Origin of the sequence: Streptomyces sp. NPDC088785 (assembly GCF_044750685.1) — a bacterium.
Taxonomy (GTDB): Bacteria; Actinomycetota; Actinomycetes; order Streptomycetales; family Streptomycetaceae; genus Streptomyces.
The window spans coordinates 228,625-248,552 of sequence record NZ_JBIVKH010000010.1; the positions used below are offsets into that span (position 1 = coordinate 228,625).

Consider the following 19,928-nt stretch of genomic DNA (forward strand, 5'->3'; position numbering starts at 1 on the left):
TCTCCCCAGGTGAATGCGCAGGTGAATTCCGGGCAAAGCCCGTATTCCCGGCGGGTGTTGGTGCTGCGGTGGCGCCACATTGGCAGAGTGGCGGCAGGTGCGGGGAAGATGAGCGCGGCGGGAATGTGCCGTGGCTGTTTCCCGCCACGGGGGCGACGAACGCGAGCCGAGGGAGGGGCGTCACCGCATGCTGGGCGCGATAGGTCTGGACGAGGCGCACGAGACGGCGTACCGCGCGCTGGTGGCGGTGGGGGCCGCCGACGTGCCGGATCTCGCGCTGCGGCTCGCGCACGCCGAGTACGACACCGAGCGCATCCTGCGCCGCCTCGAACGGCACGGTCTCGCCGCCCGGTCGTCGGCGCGGCCGGGCCGCTGGGTGGCGGCGCCGCCGGGGATCGCGCTCGGCGCCCTGCTCGCCCAGCAGCGGCACGAGCTGGAGAAGGCGGAGCTGACGGCCGCCCGGCTCGTCGAGGAGTACCGGGCGCAGGCGTCCGAGACGGCCGTGCACGACCTGGTCGAGGTGGTGACCGGGGCGGCCGCCGTCACCCAGCGCTTCCTCCAGATCCAGCTCGGGGCGACCGAGGAGGTCTGCGCCCTGGTCACCGACAGCCCGGTCGCGGTGACCGGCTCGGACAACGTGGCGGAGCCGCAGGCCGTCAGCCGCGGGGTCGGCTACCGGGTCGTCATCGAGCGCGAGGTGCTGTCGCTGCCCCGGGGGCTGATCGAGCTGTCGGCGGCGATCCGCCGGGACGAGCAGGTGCGGCTCGTGGACCGGGTGCCGACGAAGCTGGTGATCGCCGACCGGTCGCTCGCGCTGGTGCCGCTGACGTCGCGGTCCGCGGAGCCGGCGGCGCTCGTGGTGCACGCGAGCGGGCTGCTGGAATCGCTGAGCGGGCTGTTCGAGGCGGTGTGGCGGCAGTCGCTGCCGCTGCGGCTCGGCACGGACGGGCAGGTGTCCGAGGAGGGCCCGGACGGCCCCGACGCCGTCGATCTGGGGATCCTGTCGCTGCTGCTCGCCGGGCTGACCGACGCGAGCGTCGCCAAACAGCTCGATCTGGGCCTGCGGACGGTGCAGCGGCGGGTGAAGCGGCTGATGGAGCTGGCCGGGGTGACGACGCGGCTCCAGCTGGGCTGGCACGCCTTCGAGCGGGGCTGGGTCGCGCGCTGACGCCTTTCTGGCCGTGCCGCGCGGGCATGATCATGGCAGGCTTCCCGCATGGGAACGTGGGAACTCCTGCTGGTCGGGGCGGTGCTCCTGCTCGGTCTTGCCGGGGTCTTGGTGCCGGGCGTGCCCGGGTCGTGGCTGGTGTGGGCGGCGGTCGCGGTCTGGGCCCTGCGCGAGCCCGACACCCTCGCCTGGGGGGTGCTGGTCGGTGCCACGGTCGTGCTCCTCGCCGCGCAGGTGCTGCGCTGGCAGCTGCCGCCGCGCCGGCTGCGGCAGGCCGGGGCCACCTGGCGGCTCGCGGTGTGGGCGGGGCTCGGGGCGCTCGTGGGGTTCTGCGTGCTTCCGGTGATCGGCGCGATCCCCGGATACGTCGGCGGGATCTACCTCTGCGAGCGGCGGCGCTTGGGCAGCCACGGCGACGCGGCCGCCTCGACGCGGACGGCCCTGCGGGCGGGCGGCTCCAGCGTCCTGGCCGAGCTGTTCGCGTGCTTCCTGATCGTGGGCGCCTGGATCGGCGCGGTCGTCTGGGGCTGAGCCCGCGCGGCGGGCGGGCCGGGAACTCCTGACTTTGCCAGGCGTTTACCTTCATGGCGGCGCCGGGCCGCCGTTCCCCCCTGCCTGGAGACCCCCTATGCATCTCGTGACCCTGGCCGCCGGCTCCGGCGGCGACTCCGGCGAGCCGACCTCCGGGATCGCCGGGTGGGCGGCGCGGCTGGTGGAGACGATGGGCGGTCCCGGCGCCGGTCTCGCGATCGCGCTGGAGAACCTGTTCCCGCCGCTGCCGAGCGAGGTCATCCTGCCGCTGACCGGGTTCGCGGCGGGGCGGGGCGCGATCGGCCTTGCCTCGGCGCTGTTCTGGACGACGCTCGGTTCGGTGGTGGGCGCGGCGGCGCTGTACGGCATCGGCCGGGCGGTCGGGCGCGAGCGGATGTTCGCGCTGTGGGACCGGCTGCCGCTGGTGAAGGTCTCCGACCTGGAGCGGACGGAGGCCTGGTTCCAGCGGCACGGCACCAAGGCGGTGCTGCTGGGCCGGATGGTGCCGCTCTTCCGCAGCCTGGTGTCGGTCCCGGCGGGCGTGGAGCGGATGCGGCTGCCGGTCTTCCTGTCCCTCACGGCGCTCGGCTCGTTCGTGTGGAACACGGTGCTGGTGCTCGCCGGGTACTGGCTGGGCGACCGGTGGGAGCTGGTCGAGCGGTACGTGGGCGTCCTGTCGAAGGTGGTGCTCGCCGCGGCCCTCGTCGCGGTCGTCGCCTACGTCGTCGTACGGGTCAGGGGGCGTCGCCGCACGGGCCGTCACCGGGCCGAAGAAGGCGGGTAGGGTTCCTCTCCGTGCAGGTGACATGGACGGTGTGAGGGAGCTGGCGCCCCGGGACCGGGCCCGGCTGTGGCTGGCGCGGACGGACGGGCACGCCACCGACGGCGGGGACGGCGGGGGCGGCGCCGACGGGGCCGGGGTGCTCGACGCGGACGAGCTGCGGCGCGCCGCCGGTTTCCGGTTCGCGCGGCACCGGGTGCGGTACGTCGCCGCGCACCTGGCGCTGCGCGGCATCCTCGGGGAGCGGCTCGGGTGCGCCCCGGGCGCGGTGCGGTTCGTGCGCGAGCCCTGCCCCCGGTGCGCCGAGCCGCACGGCCGGCCGGCCCTCGCGGACGCGCGCGACCTGCACTTCTCGCTCTCCCACAGCGGTGACCTGGCGCTGATCGCGCTGGCGCCCGTCCCGGTCGGCATGGACGTGGAAGAGCTGCCGTCGGCCGAGGCGGCCCGGGAGCTTGCGGCGGTCCTGCACCCGCGCGAGCGGGCCGAACTCGCCGCGCTGGCGGACCCGGTGGAGCACCGCGACGCCCTCGCCCGCGCCTGGGTCCGCAAGGAGGCCTATCTGAAGGGCATCGGCACCGGCCTGTCCCGCGCCCCCGACCTCGACTACGTCGGCGCGCTGCCCGGCGTGCCCGGATCGCCGGACGGCTGGACGGTGCGGGACGTGCCCGTGCCGTCCGGCCATCTGGCGGCGGTGGCCCTCGCCCCCTAGAGGGTCCCTTCCAGGGTCAGCAGGGTCACCTTGCGGTCGAGGCCGCCCGCGTACCCGGTGAGGGAGCCGTCGGCGCCGATGACGCGGTGACAGGGACGCAGGACGAGCAGCGGGTTGGCGCCGATCGCGCCGCCGACGGCCCGCACGGCGGCGCGCGGCGCGCCGATCCGGGCCGCGATCTCGCCGTAGGTGGCGGTGGCGCCGTAGGGCACGGCGTCGAGCGCGTCCCACACCCGGCGCCGGAAGTCGGTGCCCTCCGGCCTCAGCTCCAGGTCGAACTCCTTGAGGTCCCCGGCGAAGTAGGCGGTGAGCTGCCGGACGGCCTCGGCGAACGGCGCCGGGTCGCGCACCCAGCCGTCCTGGACGGTGCGCCCGCCCTTCTGGCCGGGGACGGACAGGGACGTCAGGGCGCCGGACGCGTCGGCGGTGAGGAGCAGTTCACCGAGCGGGCTGTCGAGCGTGGTGTGGCGGACGGTGGTGTCGATGGCGGTGAGTACGGGGGTGGCGTTCACAGCTGTCCTTCCGGGGAGAGGTGTTGGCGTGCGTAGGACCGCCAGGGCCGCCACGCCGCGATGTCGCTGCCGGGTGCGGGCGGGGGGTCGCCCGGCACCGTGACGTCGGGGTCGCCGAGGGCGCGCAGCCGGATCAGGGCCGCGGTGCGGGCGTCCATGCCGGGCAGGGCGCGCAGGGCGGCCTCGGCGTCGTCGCGGTCGGCGCCCGCGTCGAGCCGCAGGGCGCCGTCGGCGAGGGCGCGGGCCAGCGCGCCGAGCGTGCCGGGTTCGCCGCCGAGCGTGTCCGGGGCGGGGAAGAGCCGGTCGAGGGCGCCGCAGGGCACGTCGAGCCGCTTGCCGTGGCGCTCGGCGAGCCGGGCGGACTCGGCGGGCCCGGCGACGATGCGCAGGGCGAGTTCGTCGGGGTCCGCGGCGCCGGGCGAGCGCAGGCCCGGGCGGGCGGCGACGAGCGGGGCGAGCCGGGGGTCGGCGGCGAGCCGTTCGTCGATCGCGTACGGATCGGAGTCGAGGTCGAACAGGCGGCGCAGCCGGCCGACGGCGGTGGTCAGGTCCCGCAGGTCGGTGAGGTGGATCCGGGCGTCGAGCCAGCCGCCGCGGTGCTCGGCGCGGGCGCCGGGCTGCTCGTGCCCGGTCTCGTCGACGGAGACGATGCCGGTGCCGCGGGGCAGGCGCAGGGTACGCCGGAAGGTCCGGGACCCGGGTGCGGCGCCGGTCATCTCCTCGACGCCGGGGACGAGTTCGCGGGCGAGCAGGTCGAAGACGGGCCGCGCCTGGTAGACGCCCCGGTGGGCGAGGCGCAGCGGGATGCCCGCGCTGGAGGCGACGGCCCGGTGCCGGTCGGGGGCGTCGGCCCGCAGCTCGGTGGGGGTGCGGGCGTACACCTCGCGCATGGTGTCGTTGAACTGGCGGACGCTGGCGAAGCCGGCCGCGAACGCGATCTCGGTGACACGCAGCGGTGTCGTCTGGAGCAGGACGCGGGCGGTGTGCGCGCGCTGGGCGCGGGCGAGCGCGACGGGTCCGGCGCCCACCTCGGCGGTGAGCTGGCGCTGCACCTGGCGGGCGCTGTAGCCGAGCCGTCCGGCGAGTCCGCCGACGCCCTCGCGGTCGACGACGCCGTCGCCGATCAGCCGCATGGCCCGGCCGACGACGTCCGCCCGCACGTTCCACTCCGCGGAGCCCGGCACGGCGTCCGGGCGGCAGCGGCGGCAGGCCCGGAAGCCGGAGCCCTGGGCGGCGGCGGCCGTCGTGTAGTAGCAGACGTTCTGCCGCTTGGGGGTGACCGCGGGGCAGCTGGGCCGGCAGTAGATCCCCGTGGTCCGCACGGCGAAGAAGAACTCGCCGTCGAACCGGGCGTCCCGGCTGCGCACGGCCTCGTAGCGCGTGTCCTCGTCGATCATCACGCTTCCAGTGTCGCCGCTCCCGCATCCTCCGGCTGGCGGGAATCGGACACGGCGTTGGCCTCGCGGGCAGTGGGCCCGCGAGGCCGCGGCCGGGTCCTACCTCAGGTGCCCGCGCTTGGCCTCCAGCGCGGCACGGCCCTGCTGTCCGCGCTGCTTCCAGACCTTGCGCATCTCTCCGCGCAGCCGGGCGTCCGTCCGGGCGGCGAGGCGGCGGTTCTCGCGGAGCAGTTTGCGGTAGCTGTCGAGGCGGCGCTGCGGGAGCGTGCCGTCGTCGAGGGCGGCGAGCACCGCGCAGCCGGGCTCGGCCTGGTGCCCGCAGTCGTGGAACCGGCACCGCTCGGCCAGCTCGGCGATCTCGGCGAACGCCTGCTCCACGCCCTCCTCCGCGTCGTAGAGTCCGACCCCGCGCAGTCCCGGGGTGTCGATGAGGACGCCGCCGCCGGGCAGCACGAACAGGTTCCGGGTGGTCGTGGTGTGCCGGCCCTTGCCGTCCTGGTCGCGGACGGTCCTGACCTCCATGACGTCGGTGCCGACCAGCGCGTTGGCCAGGGTGGACTTGCCGGCGCCGGACTGGCCGAGGAGCACGGACGTGCCGCCCGAGACGATGGCCCGCAGCACGTCGATCCCGTCGCCGTCCTGGGCGCTGACGGCCAGGACCTGGGCGCCGGGGGCCGCGGCCGCCACGTCGGAGACCAGGTAGGACAGGCCGACCGCGTCCGGGACGACGTCGGCCTTGGTGAGGACGACGAGGGGCGGCGTCGCCGGTGCGGGGGCGTGTCCCGCGCCGGCCAGCAGGGCGTCACCGCTCGCGCTGGCGTGGGCGAGGGCCAGGAACCGCTCGATGCGGCCGAGGTCCAGCTCGGCGGTGAGGGAGACGCAGATGAGGATGTGGTCGACGTTGGTCGCCAGCACCTGCCCCTCGGACCGCTTCGACGACGTGGACCGGACGAAGGCGGAGCGGCGCGGGAGCAGCGTGCGCACGTAGCGCGGATCGTGGCCGTCGGGGTCGACGGCGACCCAGTCCCCCGTGCACACGACCCGCATCGGGTCGCGGGGCACGACGAACTCGGTGTCGGCGCGGACGACGCCCTCGGGCGTGGCCACGTCGCACAGTCCGCGGTCGACCCGGACGACCCGGCCGGGCAGCAGGCCCTGCGCGCCGTACGGGGCGAACGCGGACTCCCAGTCCGGGTCCCAGCCGTACGCGGCGAGCGGGACCGGAGCGTCATCAGGAGACGCGGGAGAAGAGGGCGAGGCCGAAGAAGGAGAAGAAGAAGGAGAGGAGAACGGAGACGGAGACAAGGGGGACCCTTCACAGGGGTGGCCCCGGCGCCGCGTCCTGGGACGCGGAGAAGAACGAGAGTCTGGGGATCAGCCGGTGGCCACGGAGATGGACGTGACGGACTTCCGAATGCGGGCAACGCCCGGCGCGACGACAGCCATCGGTCAACACCTCCACATCACACGGCCTGGTGCGGCGGCCCGAAGGCGCCGCGGGATCGGAGCAGACGTTAGTCACCCGCGCCGGGACGGCGCCAGTGGTTTTTCACGTCGTCCGCCTCCGCGGCCCCCCGTGGCGGGTCAGCGGCGGCGCAGCCGTCCGAGCCAGGCGCGGGCCTGGGCCTGGCGGCGCGGGTCGGAGGCGGTCCGGCGTGCCGTCGCGATGGTCCGGCGGCCCTGCGGCGTGCGGCTGTACTGCTTGATCCGGCTGAGGATGCCCGGCATGTCGCCTCCAAGATGAACGGTCGTTCGTCGGTGTGTCGCTCTCCTGTGGTTACCGATTACCCGGGATGCCGTACACCACACGATCGGGGGCACACGGGCGTCAACACCCCGACGAGGAACTGGAGTTCCCATGTTCGCCATCGCCGCCGCCGTGCTGTTCTTCCTGGCGTTCCTGATCAACGCCGCCGACATCGCGACGAACGACGTCTTCGCCTCCGTCAACATCATGCTGCTGGGCCTCACCGCGCTGGCCCTTCATCTGGCGGGTGCGGGCGGCTGGGCGCGCGGCCGTTCGTCGCGCCGCCGCTGATCCGCCGACCACGGCGGGCGGCCGGGCACGCGAGCGGTCCGAGGGGCGGTGCGGGGTGATCCGCACCGCCCCTCGGGCGTTCCCGCTCAGACCGGCAGGCCCCGCGGCTCCTTGACGCGCTTCATGATGATCTGGGAGTTCACCTCGGTGACCCCGCCGAGGGTGGTGAGCCGCTCGATCCACAGGCGTTCGTACGCGGCGAGGTCGGCGACCGCGATGCGCAGCAGGCAGCCGGGGCTGCCGAACAGCCGGTAGGCCTCGATGACGTCGGGGATGTCCTGGAGCGCCCGCTCGAAGGCCTCGACGGACTCGCGGTCGCGGCGGACCTCGATGGAGACGAGGACCTCGAAGCCGCGGCCGACCGCCGCCGGGTCGACCACCGCGCGGTAGCCCTGGATGACGCCGTCCTGTTCGAGCTGGCGGACCCGGCGCAGGCAGGGCGACGGGCTCAGCCCCACCCGCTGGGCCAGTTCCTGGTTGCTGAGCCGGCCGTCGTTCTGAAGCTCGCGCAAGATATGCAGGTCGATCGCGTCCATGGCGCAATCATCCACCACACTTTTGCCGCATGCAGGCCAGAACTGGCAATCATATTGCGTGGTTTTCGATTTATCCTTGCGATGCTGACCCATGTCCCCATCCCCCCATTCCCCTCCCCCCTTCGCGAGGCACCTCTTCATGAAGCGCATCACGCTCCTCAGCACCGGCGGCACGATCGCCAGCCGCTGGCAGGGCACCGGCTACGCCGCCGACGCCGGCGGGGACACCGTCCTGGCCAGCGCCGCCGTGCCGGACGACGTCGAGGTGAAGGTCGTCGACCTCTTCAACATCAACAGCTCGCAGATGACCAGCGGGCGCCAGCTGACACTGCTGCGCGCGGTGCGGGACACCCTGGCCGACCCGGACGTCGACGGCGTCGTCGTCACCCACGGCACGGACACCCTGGAGGAGTCCGCGTTCCTGGTGGACCTGCACCACGACGACCCGCGCCCGGTGGTGTTCACCGGCGCGCAGAAGCCGCTCGGCGCCCTCGACGGGGACGGCCCGGGGAACCTGTACGACGCGCTCCAGGTCGCCGCGACGGTGCGGGACCTGGGTGTGCTGATCGCGTTCGACGGCGCGGTGTACGCGGCGCGCGGCACGGTGAAGACGCAGACGCTCGCGGCGAACGCGTTCGGCGACCCGTCGCGGCCGCAGCCGCTCGGCCGGCTCGGCTTCGGCCGGGTGGACATCCGCCGCGCCACGCGGCGGCCCGAGCCGCTGCCCGTACCGAAGACGGACGACGGGGAGCTGCCGCGCGTCGACATCGTGATGCATCACAGCGACGCGGACCCGGCGCTCTTCGACGCGGCGCTCGCGGCGGGCGCCCGGGGCGTCGTGCTGGTCGCCACCGGGGCGGGGAACGCCACTCCGGCGTTCGCGGAGGCCGTCGCGGGCGCCGTGCGGCGCGGGGTCCTGGTCGCCGTCACCTCGCGCGTCCCGGCCGGCCCGCTCGCCGAGATCTACACCGGCGGCGGCGCCGTGGACCTGGTCGCCGCGGGCGCCGTGCTCACCGGGACGCTGCGCGCGGGCCAGGCCCGGATCGCGGTCCTGGCCACCCTGCTCGCCGAGGGCGACGCCGGGCTGCTGGAGCGGCTGGTGACCGACCCGGAGCAGTGAGCGGTCGGGGCGGGCGCGGGGTGTCCCCGCGCCCGCCCCGACCCCGCGTCTCCCGGCTCCGGGCCTCCCGGCCCTAGAACTCCACGCTCTCCTCGTTGGGCGCGAGGCTGTCCATGAAGGAGCTGACCGAGAACACGGCCCGGCCGGCGCCGGCGGGGCCGTATCCGGGCGGCGACGACAGGCCGTACTCGTCCATGGTCGAGCGGTAGGCGTCGAGCAGCCGGATGTGGTACTCCAGCGGCGCGCCGTTCGGGTTCTCCTTGCCGAGTGGCGTCGTCGGCTCCGGGCACCAGGTGGTGAAGCGCGGCGTGATGCCGTTCGACATGAAGAAGCGCAGGCCCTCCGTGGTGGAGGCGATGGCCTCGTCGACGGTCTTGAAGCCGAAGGGCTCGGCCATCTCGACGCCCGCGACGAAGTTCGGGATCACGTTGCGCGCGCCGAAGACGTCCCGCGAGTCCAGGATGCGGCGGTGCCACTCGTCACGGCCGACGTAGCGCTCCTTGCCGGGGCAGTACATCTTGAACAGGTACTCGTCCCACACCTCGTAGTTGGGGTGGTAGATCTGGACGCCGTAGTCCTTGAAGCGCTGGACGTCGTCCTTGGGCAGCGCCTGCGCGACGACCTTGCCGATCCAGCGGCCGGGGAAGTACTCCTCGATGGCCTTGGCGTAGCGGCCGTAGAAGTCCGCCTCGTCCAGGCCCTGCACCTTCGACGTGATCGCGCCGCCGGTCAGCGTGTACGCGGTCGACGCCTTCGCGGTGTCGTACTTGTCGATGATCTCCAGCGCTTCCAGGACCTCGTCGACGTCCTTCACGCCCGTGTACGGGCGGCCGGCCGCCTTGTGCTGGCGCCAGTTGTGGTTGATGTCGCAGTACTGGCACTCCTCCTTGGCGCCGAAGTACTGGCAGACGCGGAACGCGGTCAGGTAGATCAGGTAGCCCCACTGGATCGTGGGCGCCACCTCCATGACCGACTTCCCGTTGGAGAGCTTGTGCCGGTAGTACTCCGGCATGGGCGGCACGCCCACGTCCGAGATGCGCCTGCCGTCGAGGTACAGGCCGAGCATGCCCTCGTCGTCGGCCGCGACGCGGTACGGGGACGACGGGTTCACCCGGACCGAGACGACCGTGCGGCGCAGGTCGTAGGGGCCGCCGGTGAGGACGATCTCCTCGGGCGGGCGGCGCAGCGCGGCCTCGCCCAGCTCGGGCAGGGTGCCGTGGTCGAAGGAGAAGATGAAGTACGACTTCGGCTTGACCTCGCCGTCCTCGTTGTCGCTGAGAGCCGAGGCGTCGAACGCCACACCGCCGCGCAGCAGGTCCTCCTTGAAGACCGCTTCCTTCGGCACATGCGGGAAGCGCTCCATCAGGTCCTCTACCAGCGCCGTACGGCTCTGCATCCCGTTCTCCTTGCTCGATCGACGGCCACAGTCCTTCCCACGGTATCCCCCGCCCGCGGGTCAGCCCTGCCGGGTCCCCGCTCGGGCCACGATGTGCGCGGGGGCGGTGCGGGAGGCGGGGAGCATGGGGTCGGCGGTGGGTGCTCCCCAGCGCGTGGTGAGCGGCAGGGTGCCGGCCCACAGGCCGAGGGCGGCGTCGGCCGAGTCGCCGTCGTCCGGCGGGCCCGCGCTGATCTTGACGGAGGCCTCTTCGAGGGAGAGGGCGAGGACGGTGGTGGCGGCGAGTTCCTTGCGGTTGGGGCGCCGCGCGTAGTCCCACTGGCCCGGCGCCGCGTGCTCGGTGAGCAGGCGCAGCGCCTCGGTCTTCTCGGTGTCGTCGGTGAGGACGCGCGGGACGCCGTAGAGCATCGCGCACCGGTAGTTCACGCCGTGCTCGAAGACGGAGCGGGCGAGGACCAGGCCGTCGACGTGGGTGACGGTCACGCATATCGTCGCGTCGGCGCCGTCCCCGGCGCCGGTCAGGCTGCGGCTGGCGACCGACCCGTGCACGTACAGGTACCGCTCGTCACGCCCGTACACCGTCGGTACGACCATGGGGACGCCGTCGACGACCACCCCCAGGTGACAGACGAAGCCCGCGTCGAGGATCGCCTCCAGGTCGGCCCGCTCGAAGCTCGCGTTCTCCTTGAAGCGACGCAGGCGCGTGCGGTCGGTGGGCGTCAGCGTGCGGGGCAGGTGCGAGTGCGTCATGCGCCGGACAGTACTCCCGGGTGATCGCCCCGCCCGGGGGCAGGGGGACCGGGGGCGGCGCCCACCGGCTGTCGGGCGCCCGGCCCGGCCGTGATCCAATCGGCCCATGCCCGACACCCGCCCCATGAACTGGGCCCGCAACATCACCTTCTCGGCAGCCGCGGTGCACCGCCCGGCGACCGCCGACGCCCTGCGCCGGCTCGTGGCCGACAGCCCCCACGTCCGGGTCCTCGGCAGCGGCCACTCCTTCAACCGGGTCGCCGACGTGGACGGGGACCGCGACGGCGCCCTGGTGTCGCTGGGCGGCCTGCCCGGCACGGTCGACGTCGACGCGGCGGCCCGCACGGTCCGGGTCGGTGGCGGCGTCCGCTACGCCGAGCTGGCGGCGCGGCTGCACGCCCACGGTCTGGCGCTGCCCAACATGGCGTCCCTGCCGCACATCTCGGTGGCGGGTTCGGTGGCGACAGGCACCCACGGCTCGGGCAACGGCAACGCGTCGCTCGCGGAGGCGGTCCGCGCCGTGGAGATCGTCACCGCGGACGGCGGGACCGTCACCCTCGCGCGCGGCGACGCGGGCTTCGAGGGCGCCGTGGTCTCGCTGGGTGCGCTCGGCGTCGTCCTCTCGCTCACTCTGGACGTGCAGCCCGCCTACCCGGTGAGTCAGCACGTGTTCCGCGAACTGCCCTTCCAGGGGCTGGACTTCGAGGCCGTCACGGCGGCGGCGTACAGCGTGAGCCTGTTCACGAAGTGGCGCGGGCCGCACTTCGACCAGGTCTGGCTGAAGCAGCGGCACCCGCACGCCGCCGGTCCGGCGGTCGACTTCCCCTGGGCCGAACCCGCCACGGAGAAGCAGCATCCGGTGCCCGGCATGCCCGCGGTGAACTGCACCGAGCAGTTCGGGGTGCCGGGGCCCTGGCACGAGCGGCTGCCGCACTTCCGGGCCGAGTTCACCCCGAGCAGCGGCGACGAGTTGCAGTCGGAGTACCTGCTGCCGCGCGGGCACGCGCTCGCGGCGCTGGCCGCGCTGGACGGCGTACGGGACCGGATCGCGCCGGTGCTCCAGGTGTGCGAGGTGCGGACCGTGGCCGCCGACACGCAGTGGCTGAGCCCGGCGTACGGGCGGGACACGGTCGCCTTCCACTTCACGTGGGTGGCGGACACCGGGCGCGTGCTGCCCGTCGTGTCCCTGGTCGAGGACCGCCTGCGGGAGTTCGACCCGCGCCCGCACTGGGGGAAGGTCTTCACCGTCGCGCCCGCCCGGGTCGCGGCGCGCTACCCGGGGGTGGCGGACTTCGCCGCGCTCGCCGAGCGCCTCGACCCCGCCGGCAAGTTCACCAACGCCTTCGTGCGGCAGGTCGTGGCGCGGGCCTGAGTCACGGTTGCGCGAGAACCGCCCGCCGCCGGGCAATCTCCGCTCTCATGGAACCCGGGCGAGGTCCAGGGGCACGGGAGGGGGGCCGCCATGGCGGAGAGCGAGGGGGCGGAGGTTCCGCTCGGGCTGAGATCGCCGTTCGAGCGGAGCGTCTACCACGGTGCGCTGGAGAAGGCGCTGGACGCCCCCGGTGTGCAGGACCGCATGGGGGTGCGGCCCGGCGTCACCCGGCCGGTCGTCCGGCACATCATGACCACCGATCCCGCCCGGATCGGGCGGGCGCTGCGCCACCACAGCCGCTTCCTGGCGGCGGCCCGGCGCACGGAGGCCGTCGCGCTGCGCCGGCACCGGTCGGTGGTCCTGCTGCGGCTCTGGGCGCGCCGGGAGCGCGCCCGCGGCCCCGCGCCGTCGCGCTGGTGGCGGCTGGGCACCCGCCGGCTGCGCTGGCTCGTCCTGTGCGCCGTCCTGATGGCCGTTACCCTCCCGGGCCGCAGCTCGGGAGGAGTGGCCGTCCTCATCACCATGCTGGCGCTCGGCCCGCTCGGCCTGTGGCTGACCGACCGCAGCACGCGCGAGCGCATCGCCGACCCTCTCGCCCAGGGCCTGGTCGGCGCGTTCCTCCTGGCCGTCGTCTGCCGGCTCGCGCGCCCGCTGCCCGGCATCGTGCCGTTCTCCCTCACCGTCGCCGTGCTCACCCTCGGCTTCGCCACGGCGCAGCACCCCGCATCGCGGGACGGGTTCGTGAGACTGCGCGACGCGGCGGGCGGCCTGCTCGCCATGGCACCGCTGCTGCTCTTCCGCGAGCTGCAACTGCGCCTGTGGCAGCGGCAGTTCCGAGACGCCGACCTCACCGCCGACGTGCACAGCGTGATCGCCTCGCTGCTCGGCGCGGACCCGGACTCGGTGTGGATGCCCCTGGACCCCGCCGGTCTGCGGCAGGGGCACGCCGCCGAACTCGTCGTCCCGGTCGACTCGATGAAGCGCCTGAAGGCCAAACTCGGGCAGTTGCAGGGCGGCACCGTCGCCGTCAGCGGACCGCGCGGCGCGGGCAAGTCGACCCTGCTCGGCGGCACGGCCCGCCCGGACGACTTCTCGGTGCTCGTGCAGGCGCCCGCCGGATACGTGGCGCACGACTTCCTGCTCATGCTGTTCACCACCGTCTGCGAGCGGTACCTCGTCTGGCGGGGCCAGGAGGTGCCGCGCTACGACGACCTGTCCCGGTTCCGCCGGATGCTGCGCAACGCCGCCGGCGGACGCCGCCGCGGAGCCGGCCGCGCGGGCCTGCTCCTCCTCTCCGGGGCGCTGCTGGTGCTCGGCGCGGCGCCCGGGGTGCGGGCGCTGCGCGACTGGAACGGCGGTGTCCTCGTGCACGCCGCCGACGGCGTGGCCGGCCTGTTCGGGGCGGCGTCCGCGCACGCCTGGGCCGGCAGCACCCCGGCCCCCACGTTCCTCGCGCTCCTGCTCGCCGCGCTGCTCTTCCTGTTCAGCAGAGTGGCCTGGCTCGGCCCCGGACTGCGCTCGCTGTGGAACGCGGCGTGCGTCGTCGCGGGAGCCGTCCTCCTCACGTGGTGCCTGGTCGACCTCCTGCACGACGACACCATCCGCCGGTTCGGCACGCAGTTCATGGCCAGCGGCCCCAAGGACCCGCAGGGACGGCCGACCAACCGGCCGTTCCTGCTCCTCGTGGTGAGCTTCGCCCCGCTCTTCATCGCCGCGCGCTGGTACGACAAGTGCCGGACGGCCGACCCGGAGGACGGGGTGGATCCGAGGGGCTGGACGGCCATCGTGATCACCGTGGTCTCCGGTGCCGCCGGCATCGTCCTGCCGCTCGCGCTGCTCTGGCACGACCGGCACACCCGCCCGATGCTCCTCGACCCGGACAACCTGCCCCGCTCGGCGCTCGCCGTCCTCGGCCTGGCGCTGCTGCGCCTGCGGGTCCCGGTGAGCGCGCGGGTGGCCGCGCCCGACCTGGTGCAGGACTGCCGCGCCCAGCTCCTGCGGCTCCAGACGGTGCAGACCATGTCGACGACGCTGACCGGCGCCGTCGCTCCCGTGGCCTCCTTGAGCGGCTCGCACGCCGCGGCCGTCACCTCCGTGCCGCCGCGCTTCCCCAAGCTCGTCAACGACTTCCGCGAGCTGCTCGCCCGCATCGCGCTCGACGCCCACGGCAGGGGGAAGCGGGTGGTGATCTCGGTCGACGAGCTCGACCGGCTCGGCACCGACACCCGGGCCCTGGAGTTCCTCGGCGAGATCAAGGCGGTGCTGGGCATCCCGCACGTCCACTTCCTGCTGTCCGTGGCCGAGGACGTCGGGGCCGCGTTCGTGCGGCGCGGGCTGCCGCACCGCGACGCCACCGACAGCTCCCTCGACGACGTCCTGCACGTGCAGCCGTGCACCCTGGAGGCGTCCCGGGCCATCCTCGACCGGCGCGCCGACGGCATTCCCGAGCCCTATGTGCTCCTCGCGCACGCCCTGTCCGGCGGCATCCCGCGCGACCTGATCCGGTACGCCCGCCGGATCGTGGAGATGCAGCAGCACACGAAGTCCCACGAGCTGGCCACGGTCTGCCGCCGACTGGTGGTCGAGGAGCTCGCCGACACCCTCGCCGGGTTCCGGATCCTGCTCGGGAAGGAGGAGTGGACGGCGCCGAGCAGTGACGTGCTCACCCGCTTCCGCGGCCTCACCACGCTGCTGCGGACCACCGCGTCCGCGACCCCGGCCCACCAGGAGGCGCTCACCGAAGCTTTGCGGAACTTCGCGTTCCGTCCGCTGCCCCCCACGCCGGGCGTCCCGGAGAGCGCGGTCCGGCTGGTCGACGAGGCGACGGCCTACGCCTATCTGGCCCTGACGTTCCTCGACGTGTTCACCGCCCCGGCGTTCCGGGAGCGGCGGGCCGCGGCCGCGGCGACCGGCCCCGACGGGGACCCCCACCTGCTGGCCGAGGCGCGGCAGGAGCTGGCCGTGTCCCCGCACAGTGCCCGGACGCTCCTGGACGCGGTCCGGCGCGCCTGGGGCCTCCAGGTGCCGGCCGGCACGCCGCTGCGCGCCGTCGTCCCGGCGCCCGGCGGGGCGCCGTGACCCCGTCCCCGCCCGGCGCCGGGGACCACCCGGGCGTCCCGTGGCCCGCGCCGCGGGACGGCCAACGGCACCGGCCGTGCGGCGACTTGGGGCGGGGCGCCGCGGCGGGAAGCGTTCCGCGCGGCGCCGCTCCCCCGCGCGGGCCCGGGCCGGGAGGTGGCGGTGCCCGCCGGGAGCGGGGCGCGACCAGCCACGACGCGGGCGGCGCGGGGCCCCCGGCAGGCACCGCCGGCGCCCGCTTGACATCATGGGCCGGGTGAACTTCCGGTCGATCTACAGTCAGGGATTCGCGCGGGTGGCGGCCTGCACCGGCCACGCCGCCATCGCCGATCCGCACGCCAACGCCGAGGCGATCCTGCGCCAGGCCCGCGAGCGCGCCGCCGACGGGGTGGCCGTCGCGGTCTTCCCCGAGCTGGGGCTCTGCGGCTACTCCATCGAGGACCTGCTGTTGCAGGACGTCGTGCTCGACGAGGTGGAGCAGGCGCTGGCGGCCGTCGTCGCGGGCTCCGCCGAGCTGCTGCCGGTGCTGGTGGTCGGCGCCCCGCTGCGCCACCGGGACCGGATCTACAACTGCGCGGTCGTCGTGCACCGGGGCCGGATCCTGGGCGTCGCCCCGAAGTCGTACCTGCCGAACTACCGGGAGTTCTACGAGCGGCGCCAGATCGCGGCGGGTGACACCGAGCGCGGCGGGACGATCCGGCTCGGCGGCGCCGAGGTGCCCTTCGGCGTGGATCTGCTGTTCGCCGCCGAGGACGTGACCGGGCTCGTGCTGCACGTCGAGATCTGCGAGGACATGTGGGTGCCGGTGCCGCCCGCGGCGGAGGCGGCGCTGGCCGGTGCGACGGTCATCGCCAACCTGTCCGGCAGCCCGATCACCGTGGGCCGCGCCGAGGACCGCAGGCTGCTGTGCCGGTCGGCGTCGTCCCGCTACCTCGCCGCCTACGTCTACGCGGCGGCCGGGCTCGGCGAGTCGACCACCGACCTGTCCTGGGACGGGCAGACGATGATCTACGAGAACGGGGCGCTGCTCGACGAGACGGAGCGCTTCCCGCTCGGCGACCGGGCGGCGACCGCCGACATCGACCTGGACCTGCTGCGCCAGGAGCGCCAGCGCCAGGGCACCTTCGACGACAACCGGCGCACGCACGCCGCGCGCACCGCCGACTTCCGCCGGGTCTCCTTCCGGCTGGACGCGCCGGCCGACGACTTCGGGCTGCGCCGCACCGTGGAGCGGTTCCCGTTCGTGCCGGCCGACGCCGAGCGGCTCGCCCAGGACTGCTACGAGGCGTACAACATCCAGGTCGCGGGCCTGATGCAGCGGCTCGGCGCGATCGGCGGTCCGAAGATCGTGATCGGGGTGTCCGGCGGGCTCGACTCGACGCACGCGCTGATCGTCGCCGCGCGGGCCATGGACCGGGCGGGGCGGCCGCGCAGCGACATCCTCGCCTTCACCATGCCGGGGTTCGCGACCGGCGAGCACACGAGGAACAACGCGCACGCGCTGATGAAGTCGCTCGGCGTCACCGCCGCCGAGCTGGACATCACGGACACCGCGCGGCTGATGCTGAAGGAGATGGACCACCCGTTCGCGGGCGGCGACCCGGTCTACGACGTCACCTTCGAGAACGTCCAGGCGGGCCTGCGCACCGACTACCTGTTCCGGCTGGCCAACCAGCGCGGCGGCATCGTGCTCGGCACCGGCGACCTGTCGGAGCTGGCGCTCGGCTGGTGCACGTACGGCGTCGGCGACCAGATGAGCCACTACAACGTGAACAGCGGCGTGCCGAAGACGCTCATCCAGCACCTGATCCGCTGGGTGGTCAGCAGCGGGCAGTTCGGGGACGAGGCCGGGGCGATCCTCACCGCGATCCTGGACACGGAGATCAGCCCGGAGCTGGTGCCGGGCGAGGAGTTGCAGTCGACCGAGGACAAGATCGGTCCTTACGCGCTGCACGACTTCACGCTGTTCTACGTGCTGCGGTACGGGTTCCGGCCGACGAAGATCGCGTTCATGGCGTGGCACGCGTGGCGGGACACGGCGGCGGGCGCGTGGCCGCCCGGCTTCCCGGACGCGGACCACACGGCGTACGAGCTGGCGGAGATCCGGCACTGGCTGGAGTACTTCTGCCGCCGCTTCTTCCAGTTCGCCCAGTTCAAGCGGTCCGCGATGCCGAACGGGCCGAAGGTGTCGGCCGGTGGTTCGCTGTCGCCGCGCGGTGACTGGCGGATGCCGTCGGACAGTTCGGCGCGGGCCTGGCTGCGGGACCTGGAGCGCTGGGACCCCGCCCGCATCGACGGCTGACGGCGCCGCGGGCCTCCCGGACGCGCCGCGGGGCCCGCCCGCGCTCAGACGCGGGACTCCTGCGGGGCGCCCGCCCTGAACGTGCGGCGGTAGTCCCGGGGCGACACTCCGATGGCCGCGTGCAGGTGCTGGCGCAGGGAGGTCCCGGTGGCGAAGCCGACCTCCGCCGCGATCCGGTCCACCGGCAGATCGCTGGTCTCCAGCAGCTGCCGGGCCCGGTGCACCCGCTGCTGGATGAGCCAGCGGCCGGGGCTGGTGCCGGTCTCCTCCTGGAAGCGGCGGGCGAACGTGCGCCGGCTCATCCGCGCGTGATCGGCCAACTCGCCGAGCGTCAGGGCCCGTTCGAGGTTCAGCAGGGCCCAGGAGCGGGTGTCGGCGGTGCTGGTGCCGTCCTCGTCGGGCATCGGCTGCTCGATGTACTGGGCCTGGCCGCCGTCCCGCCACGGCGGCACCACGCAGTGCCGGGCCACCCGGTTGGCGATCGCGCTGCCGTGGTCGGCGCGGACGATGTGCAGGCACACGTCGACGCCGGATGCGGCGCCCGCCGAGGTGAGGAGGTCGCCGTCGTCGACGAAGAGCACGTCCGGGTCCAGGGCGACCTGCGGGAACATCCGGCGGAACAGGTCGGCGAGCGCCCAGTGCGTCGTCGCCGGCCGCCCGTCGAGCAGGCCCGCGGCGGCGAGCGTGAACGCACCGGTGCAGATCGAGACGACGCGGGTGCCGGGCCGGATCCGGGCGAGCGCGGCGCGCACCGGCTCCGGCAGTTCGGCCGACAGGAAGCGCAGGTCGAACGGGGGGACGACGACCGTGTCCGCCGTCTCCAGGGCCTCCGGGCCGTGGGCGACGGTGAGGGTGAAGTCGGCGTTCGTCGCGACCGTGCGGTCCTGCGCGGCGGCGCAGGTCACCACCTCGTACGCCCCGGGGACCATCGGGAAGACCCGGTTCGGGATGCCCAGCTCGAAGGGGTAGACGCCGTCGAGGGCGAGCACGACGACGCGGTGCGGCGGGGCCGCGCGCAGCTCGACCGGCCGGGCGGTGCGGGCCGGGGCGGGGGTGGCGGGGATCCGGGTCATGGCACGATCCTATCGCTTAATGACCATCTTGCCATTGCCGGACCGGAGGGCCTGCCGCAGGCTGGAGACATGACCAAGAACAGCGGCGAGCAGCCCGCACAGCCGACCATGAAGGCCATCAGCCAGGACGCCCTCGGCGAACCGGACGTCCTGAAGGAGATCGAGGTCGCCCGGCCGAAGCCCGGCGTCGGCCAGATCCTGGTGGCCGTGCACGCGACGGGCGTGAATCCGACGGACTGGAAGCACCGCAGGACCGGCGCCTTCCTGGGCGAGCCGCCGTTCACGCTCGGCTGGGACGTGTCCGGCGTCGTGGAGGCGGTGGGCGTCGGCGTGGCCCTGCACCAGCCCGGCGACGAGGTCATGGGGATGCTGCCGTACCCGTACGGCGCCGGCGCGCACGCCGAGTACGTCACCGGGCCGGCCCGCGCCTTCGTGCCCAAGCCGGCCGGGCTCGGCCACGTCGAGGCGGGTGCGCTGCCGCTGGTCTCGCTGACCGCGTGGCAGGCGCTCGTCGACCTGGCGGACGTGCGGCCGGGGCAGCGCGTGCTGGTGCACGCCGCCGCGGGCGGCGTCGGGCACGTCGCCGTGCAGATCGCGAAGGCGCGCGGCGCGTACGTCATCGGCACCGCGTCGGCGCCCAAGCACGACTTCGTCCGGTCGCTCGGCGCCGACGAGGTCATCGACTACCGCACCCAGGACTTCGTCGCGCAGGCCCGGGACGTCGACGTCGTGCTCGACACGCTCGGCGAGGAGACCCGGCTGCGTTCGCTGGAGGTGCTGCGCCCCGGCGGCATCCTCGTCTCGATCCTGCCGAACGGGTTCGCCGAGGTCCCCGCCAGGGCGCGGGAGCTGGGCGTGCGGGCCACGGCGATGCTGGTCGAGCACGACCAGGCGGGGATGCGGGCCGTCGCCGGTCTGGCCGAGTCGGGCGAGCTGCGGGTGCACGTCTCGGAGACCTACGCGCTCACCGACGCCGCGAAGGCGCACGAGAAGGGCGAGACCGGCCGGGTCACCGGCAAGCTGGTGCTCACCGTCCGCGCGTGAGCGGCGCGGGGGGGGGGGGGCGCGCCCCCCCCCCCCCCCCCCGCGGGCCCCCCCCCCCCCCCCCCGAGGGGTCGTTTGACTAAAGCCAACCGGGTAAAGAGTTCCCAGCACCCGGACCCAA

General features: G+C 74.3%; 18 protein-coding genes. 10 read left to right on the forward strand and 8 right to left on the reverse strand.

What is annotated here, in order from left to right:
- The first annotated feature begins 187 nt into the window (after positions 1-187).
- The 4 genes from ACIP5K_RS25790 to ACIP5K_RS25805 all read left to right on the forward strand — a co-directional run bounded on the left by ACIP5K_RS25790 (position 188) and on the right by ACIP5K_RS25805 (position 3,189).
- The gene (locus ACIP5K_RS25790) at positions 188-1,168 is read left to right on the forward strand and encodes a helix-turn-helix transcriptional regulator (protein ID WP_401413106.1); all 981 of its coding nucleotides are present in this window, start codon (positions 188-190) and stop codon (positions 1,166-1,168) included.
- Between the two features lie 48 nt (positions 1,169-1,216).
- Complete coding sequence (locus ACIP5K_RS25795) at positions 1,217-1,699, forward strand: DUF456 domain-containing protein (protein WP_401413107.1); 483 nt, start codon at positions 1,217-1,219, stop codon at positions 1,697-1,699.
- A 97-nt stretch (positions 1,700-1,796) separates the two neighbouring features.
- Positions 1,797-2,483: a DedA family protein gene (locus tag ACIP5K_RS25800; protein ID WP_401413109.1), complete on the forward strand. Its 687-nt coding sequence runs from the start codon at positions 1,797-1,799 to the stop codon at positions 2,481-2,483.
- A gap of 22 nt (positions 2,484-2,505) precedes the next feature.
- Positions 2,506-3,189 (forward strand): 4'-phosphopantetheinyl transferase family protein, encoded by a 684-nt coding sequence (locus tag ACIP5K_RS25805; protein ID WP_401413111.1) that lies wholly within the window; start codon positions 2,506-2,508, stop codon positions 3,187-3,189.
- On the opposite strand, the gene ACIP5K_RS25810 is transcribed toward ACIP5K_RS25805, so the two are convergent.
- From ACIP5K_RS25810 to ACIP5K_RS25825, 4 genes are all read right to left on the reverse strand, one after another.
- Complete coding sequence (locus tag ACIP5K_RS25810) at positions 3,186-3,701, reverse strand: methylated-DNA--[protein]-cysteine S-methyltransferase (RefSeq protein WP_401413113.1); 516 nt, start codon at positions 3,699-3,701, stop codon at positions 3,186-3,188. The genes ACIP5K_RS25805 and ACIP5K_RS25810 overlap by 4 nt on opposite strands.
- Positions 3,698-5,098 carry a DNA-3-methyladenine glycosylase 2 family protein gene (locus tag ACIP5K_RS25815; RefSeq protein WP_401413145.1) on the reverse strand — a complete coding sequence of 467 codons (1,401 nt, stop codon included), beginning with the start codon at positions 5,096-5,098 and terminating at the stop codon, positions 3,698-3,700. The genes ACIP5K_RS25810 and ACIP5K_RS25815 overlap by 4 nt, the downstream gene beginning before the upstream one ends.
- A 99-nt stretch (positions 5,099-5,197) precedes the next feature.
- The gene (rsgA, locus tag ACIP5K_RS25820; RefSeq protein ID WP_401413114.1) at positions 5,198-6,403 is read right to left on the reverse strand and encodes a ribosome small subunit-dependent GTPase A; all 1,206 of its coding nucleotides are present in this window, start codon (positions 6,401-6,403) and stop codon (positions 5,198-5,200) included.
- 279 nt (positions 6,404-6,682) lie between these two features.
- Positions 6,683-6,826, reverse strand: a complete 144-nt coding sequence (locus ACIP5K_RS25825; protein WP_401413116.1) for a hypothetical protein — start codon at positions 6,824-6,826, stop codon at positions 6,683-6,685.
- Positions 6,827-6,956: 130 nt separating this feature from the next.
- Here ACIP5K_RS25825 and ACIP5K_RS25830 point away from each other — a divergent pair, with 130 nt between their 5' ends.
- Positions 6,957-7,136 (forward strand): hypothetical protein, encoded by a 180-nt coding sequence (locus tag ACIP5K_RS25830; RefSeq protein ID WP_401413118.1) that lies wholly within the window; start codon positions 6,957-6,959, stop codon positions 7,134-7,136.
- A gap of 86 nt (positions 7,137-7,222) precedes the next feature.
- On the opposite strand, the gene ACIP5K_RS25835 is transcribed toward ACIP5K_RS25830, so the two are convergent.
- Positions 7,223-7,672, reverse strand: a complete 450-nt coding sequence (locus ACIP5K_RS25835) for an Lrp/AsnC family transcriptional regulator (RefSeq protein WP_401413120.1) — start codon at positions 7,670-7,672, stop codon at positions 7,223-7,225.
- 139 nt (positions 7,673-7,811) lie between these two features.
- Between ACIP5K_RS25835 and ACIP5K_RS25840 the strand changes: the two genes are divergently transcribed.
- Positions 7,812-8,792: an asparaginase gene (locus tag ACIP5K_RS25840; protein WP_401413122.1), complete on the forward strand. Its 981-nt coding sequence runs from the start codon at positions 7,812-7,814 to the stop codon at positions 8,790-8,792.
- 73 nt (positions 8,793-8,865) lie between these two features.
- Here the strand turns inward: ACIP5K_RS25840 and ACIP5K_RS25845 are convergent, their stop codons facing one another.
- A complete protein-coding gene (locus ACIP5K_RS25845; RefSeq protein WP_401413124.1) occupies positions 8,866-10,188 on the reverse strand; it encodes a radical SAM protein in 1,323 nt (440 codons plus the stop codon).
- Between the two features lie 60 nt (positions 10,189-10,248).
- The gene (locus ACIP5K_RS25850; protein ID WP_401413125.1) at positions 10,249-10,938 is read right to left on the reverse strand and encodes a pyridoxamine 5'-phosphate oxidase family protein; all 690 of its coding nucleotides are present in this window, start codon (positions 10,936-10,938) and stop codon (positions 10,249-10,251) included.
- Positions 10,939-11,044: 106 nt separating this feature from the next.
- Between ACIP5K_RS25850 and ACIP5K_RS25855 the strand changes: the two genes are divergently transcribed.
- The 3 genes from ACIP5K_RS25855 to ACIP5K_RS25865 all read left to right on the forward strand — a co-directional run bounded on the left by ACIP5K_RS25855 (position 11,045) and on the right by ACIP5K_RS25865 (position 17,690).
- Positions 11,045-12,310 carry an FAD-binding protein gene (locus ACIP5K_RS25855; protein ID WP_401413127.1) on the forward strand — a complete coding sequence of 422 codons (1,266 nt, stop codon included), beginning with the start codon at positions 11,045-11,047 and terminating at the stop codon, positions 12,308-12,310.
- Between the two features lie 90 nt (positions 12,311-12,400).
- Positions 12,401-15,388 (forward strand): P-loop NTPase fold protein, encoded by a 2,988-nt coding sequence (locus tag ACIP5K_RS25860; RefSeq protein ID WP_401413129.1) that lies wholly within the window; start codon positions 12,401-12,403, stop codon positions 15,386-15,388.
- Between the two features lie 247 nt (positions 15,389-15,635).
- Positions 15,636-17,690, forward strand: coding sequence for an NAD(+) synthase (locus tag ACIP5K_RS25865; protein WP_401413131.1), 2,055 nt, complete (start codon positions 15,636-15,638; stop codon positions 17,688-17,690).
- A gap of 44 nt (positions 17,691-17,734) precedes the next feature.
- On the opposite strand, the gene ACIP5K_RS25870 is transcribed toward ACIP5K_RS25865, so the two are convergent.
- Positions 17,735-18,763, reverse strand: a complete 1,029-nt coding sequence (locus tag ACIP5K_RS25870) for a GlxA family transcriptional regulator (RefSeq protein WP_401413133.1) — start codon at positions 18,761-18,763, stop codon at positions 17,735-17,737.
- Between the two features lie 69 nt (positions 18,764-18,832).
- Between ACIP5K_RS25870 and ACIP5K_RS25875 the strand changes: the two genes are divergently transcribed.
- On the forward strand, positions 18,833-19,807 hold the full coding sequence (locus ACIP5K_RS25875) for an NADP-dependent oxidoreductase (RefSeq protein WP_401413134.1): 975 nt from the start codon (positions 18,833-18,835) through the stop codon (positions 19,805-19,807).
- The last annotated feature ends 121 nt before the right edge of the window (positions 19,808-19,928 follow it).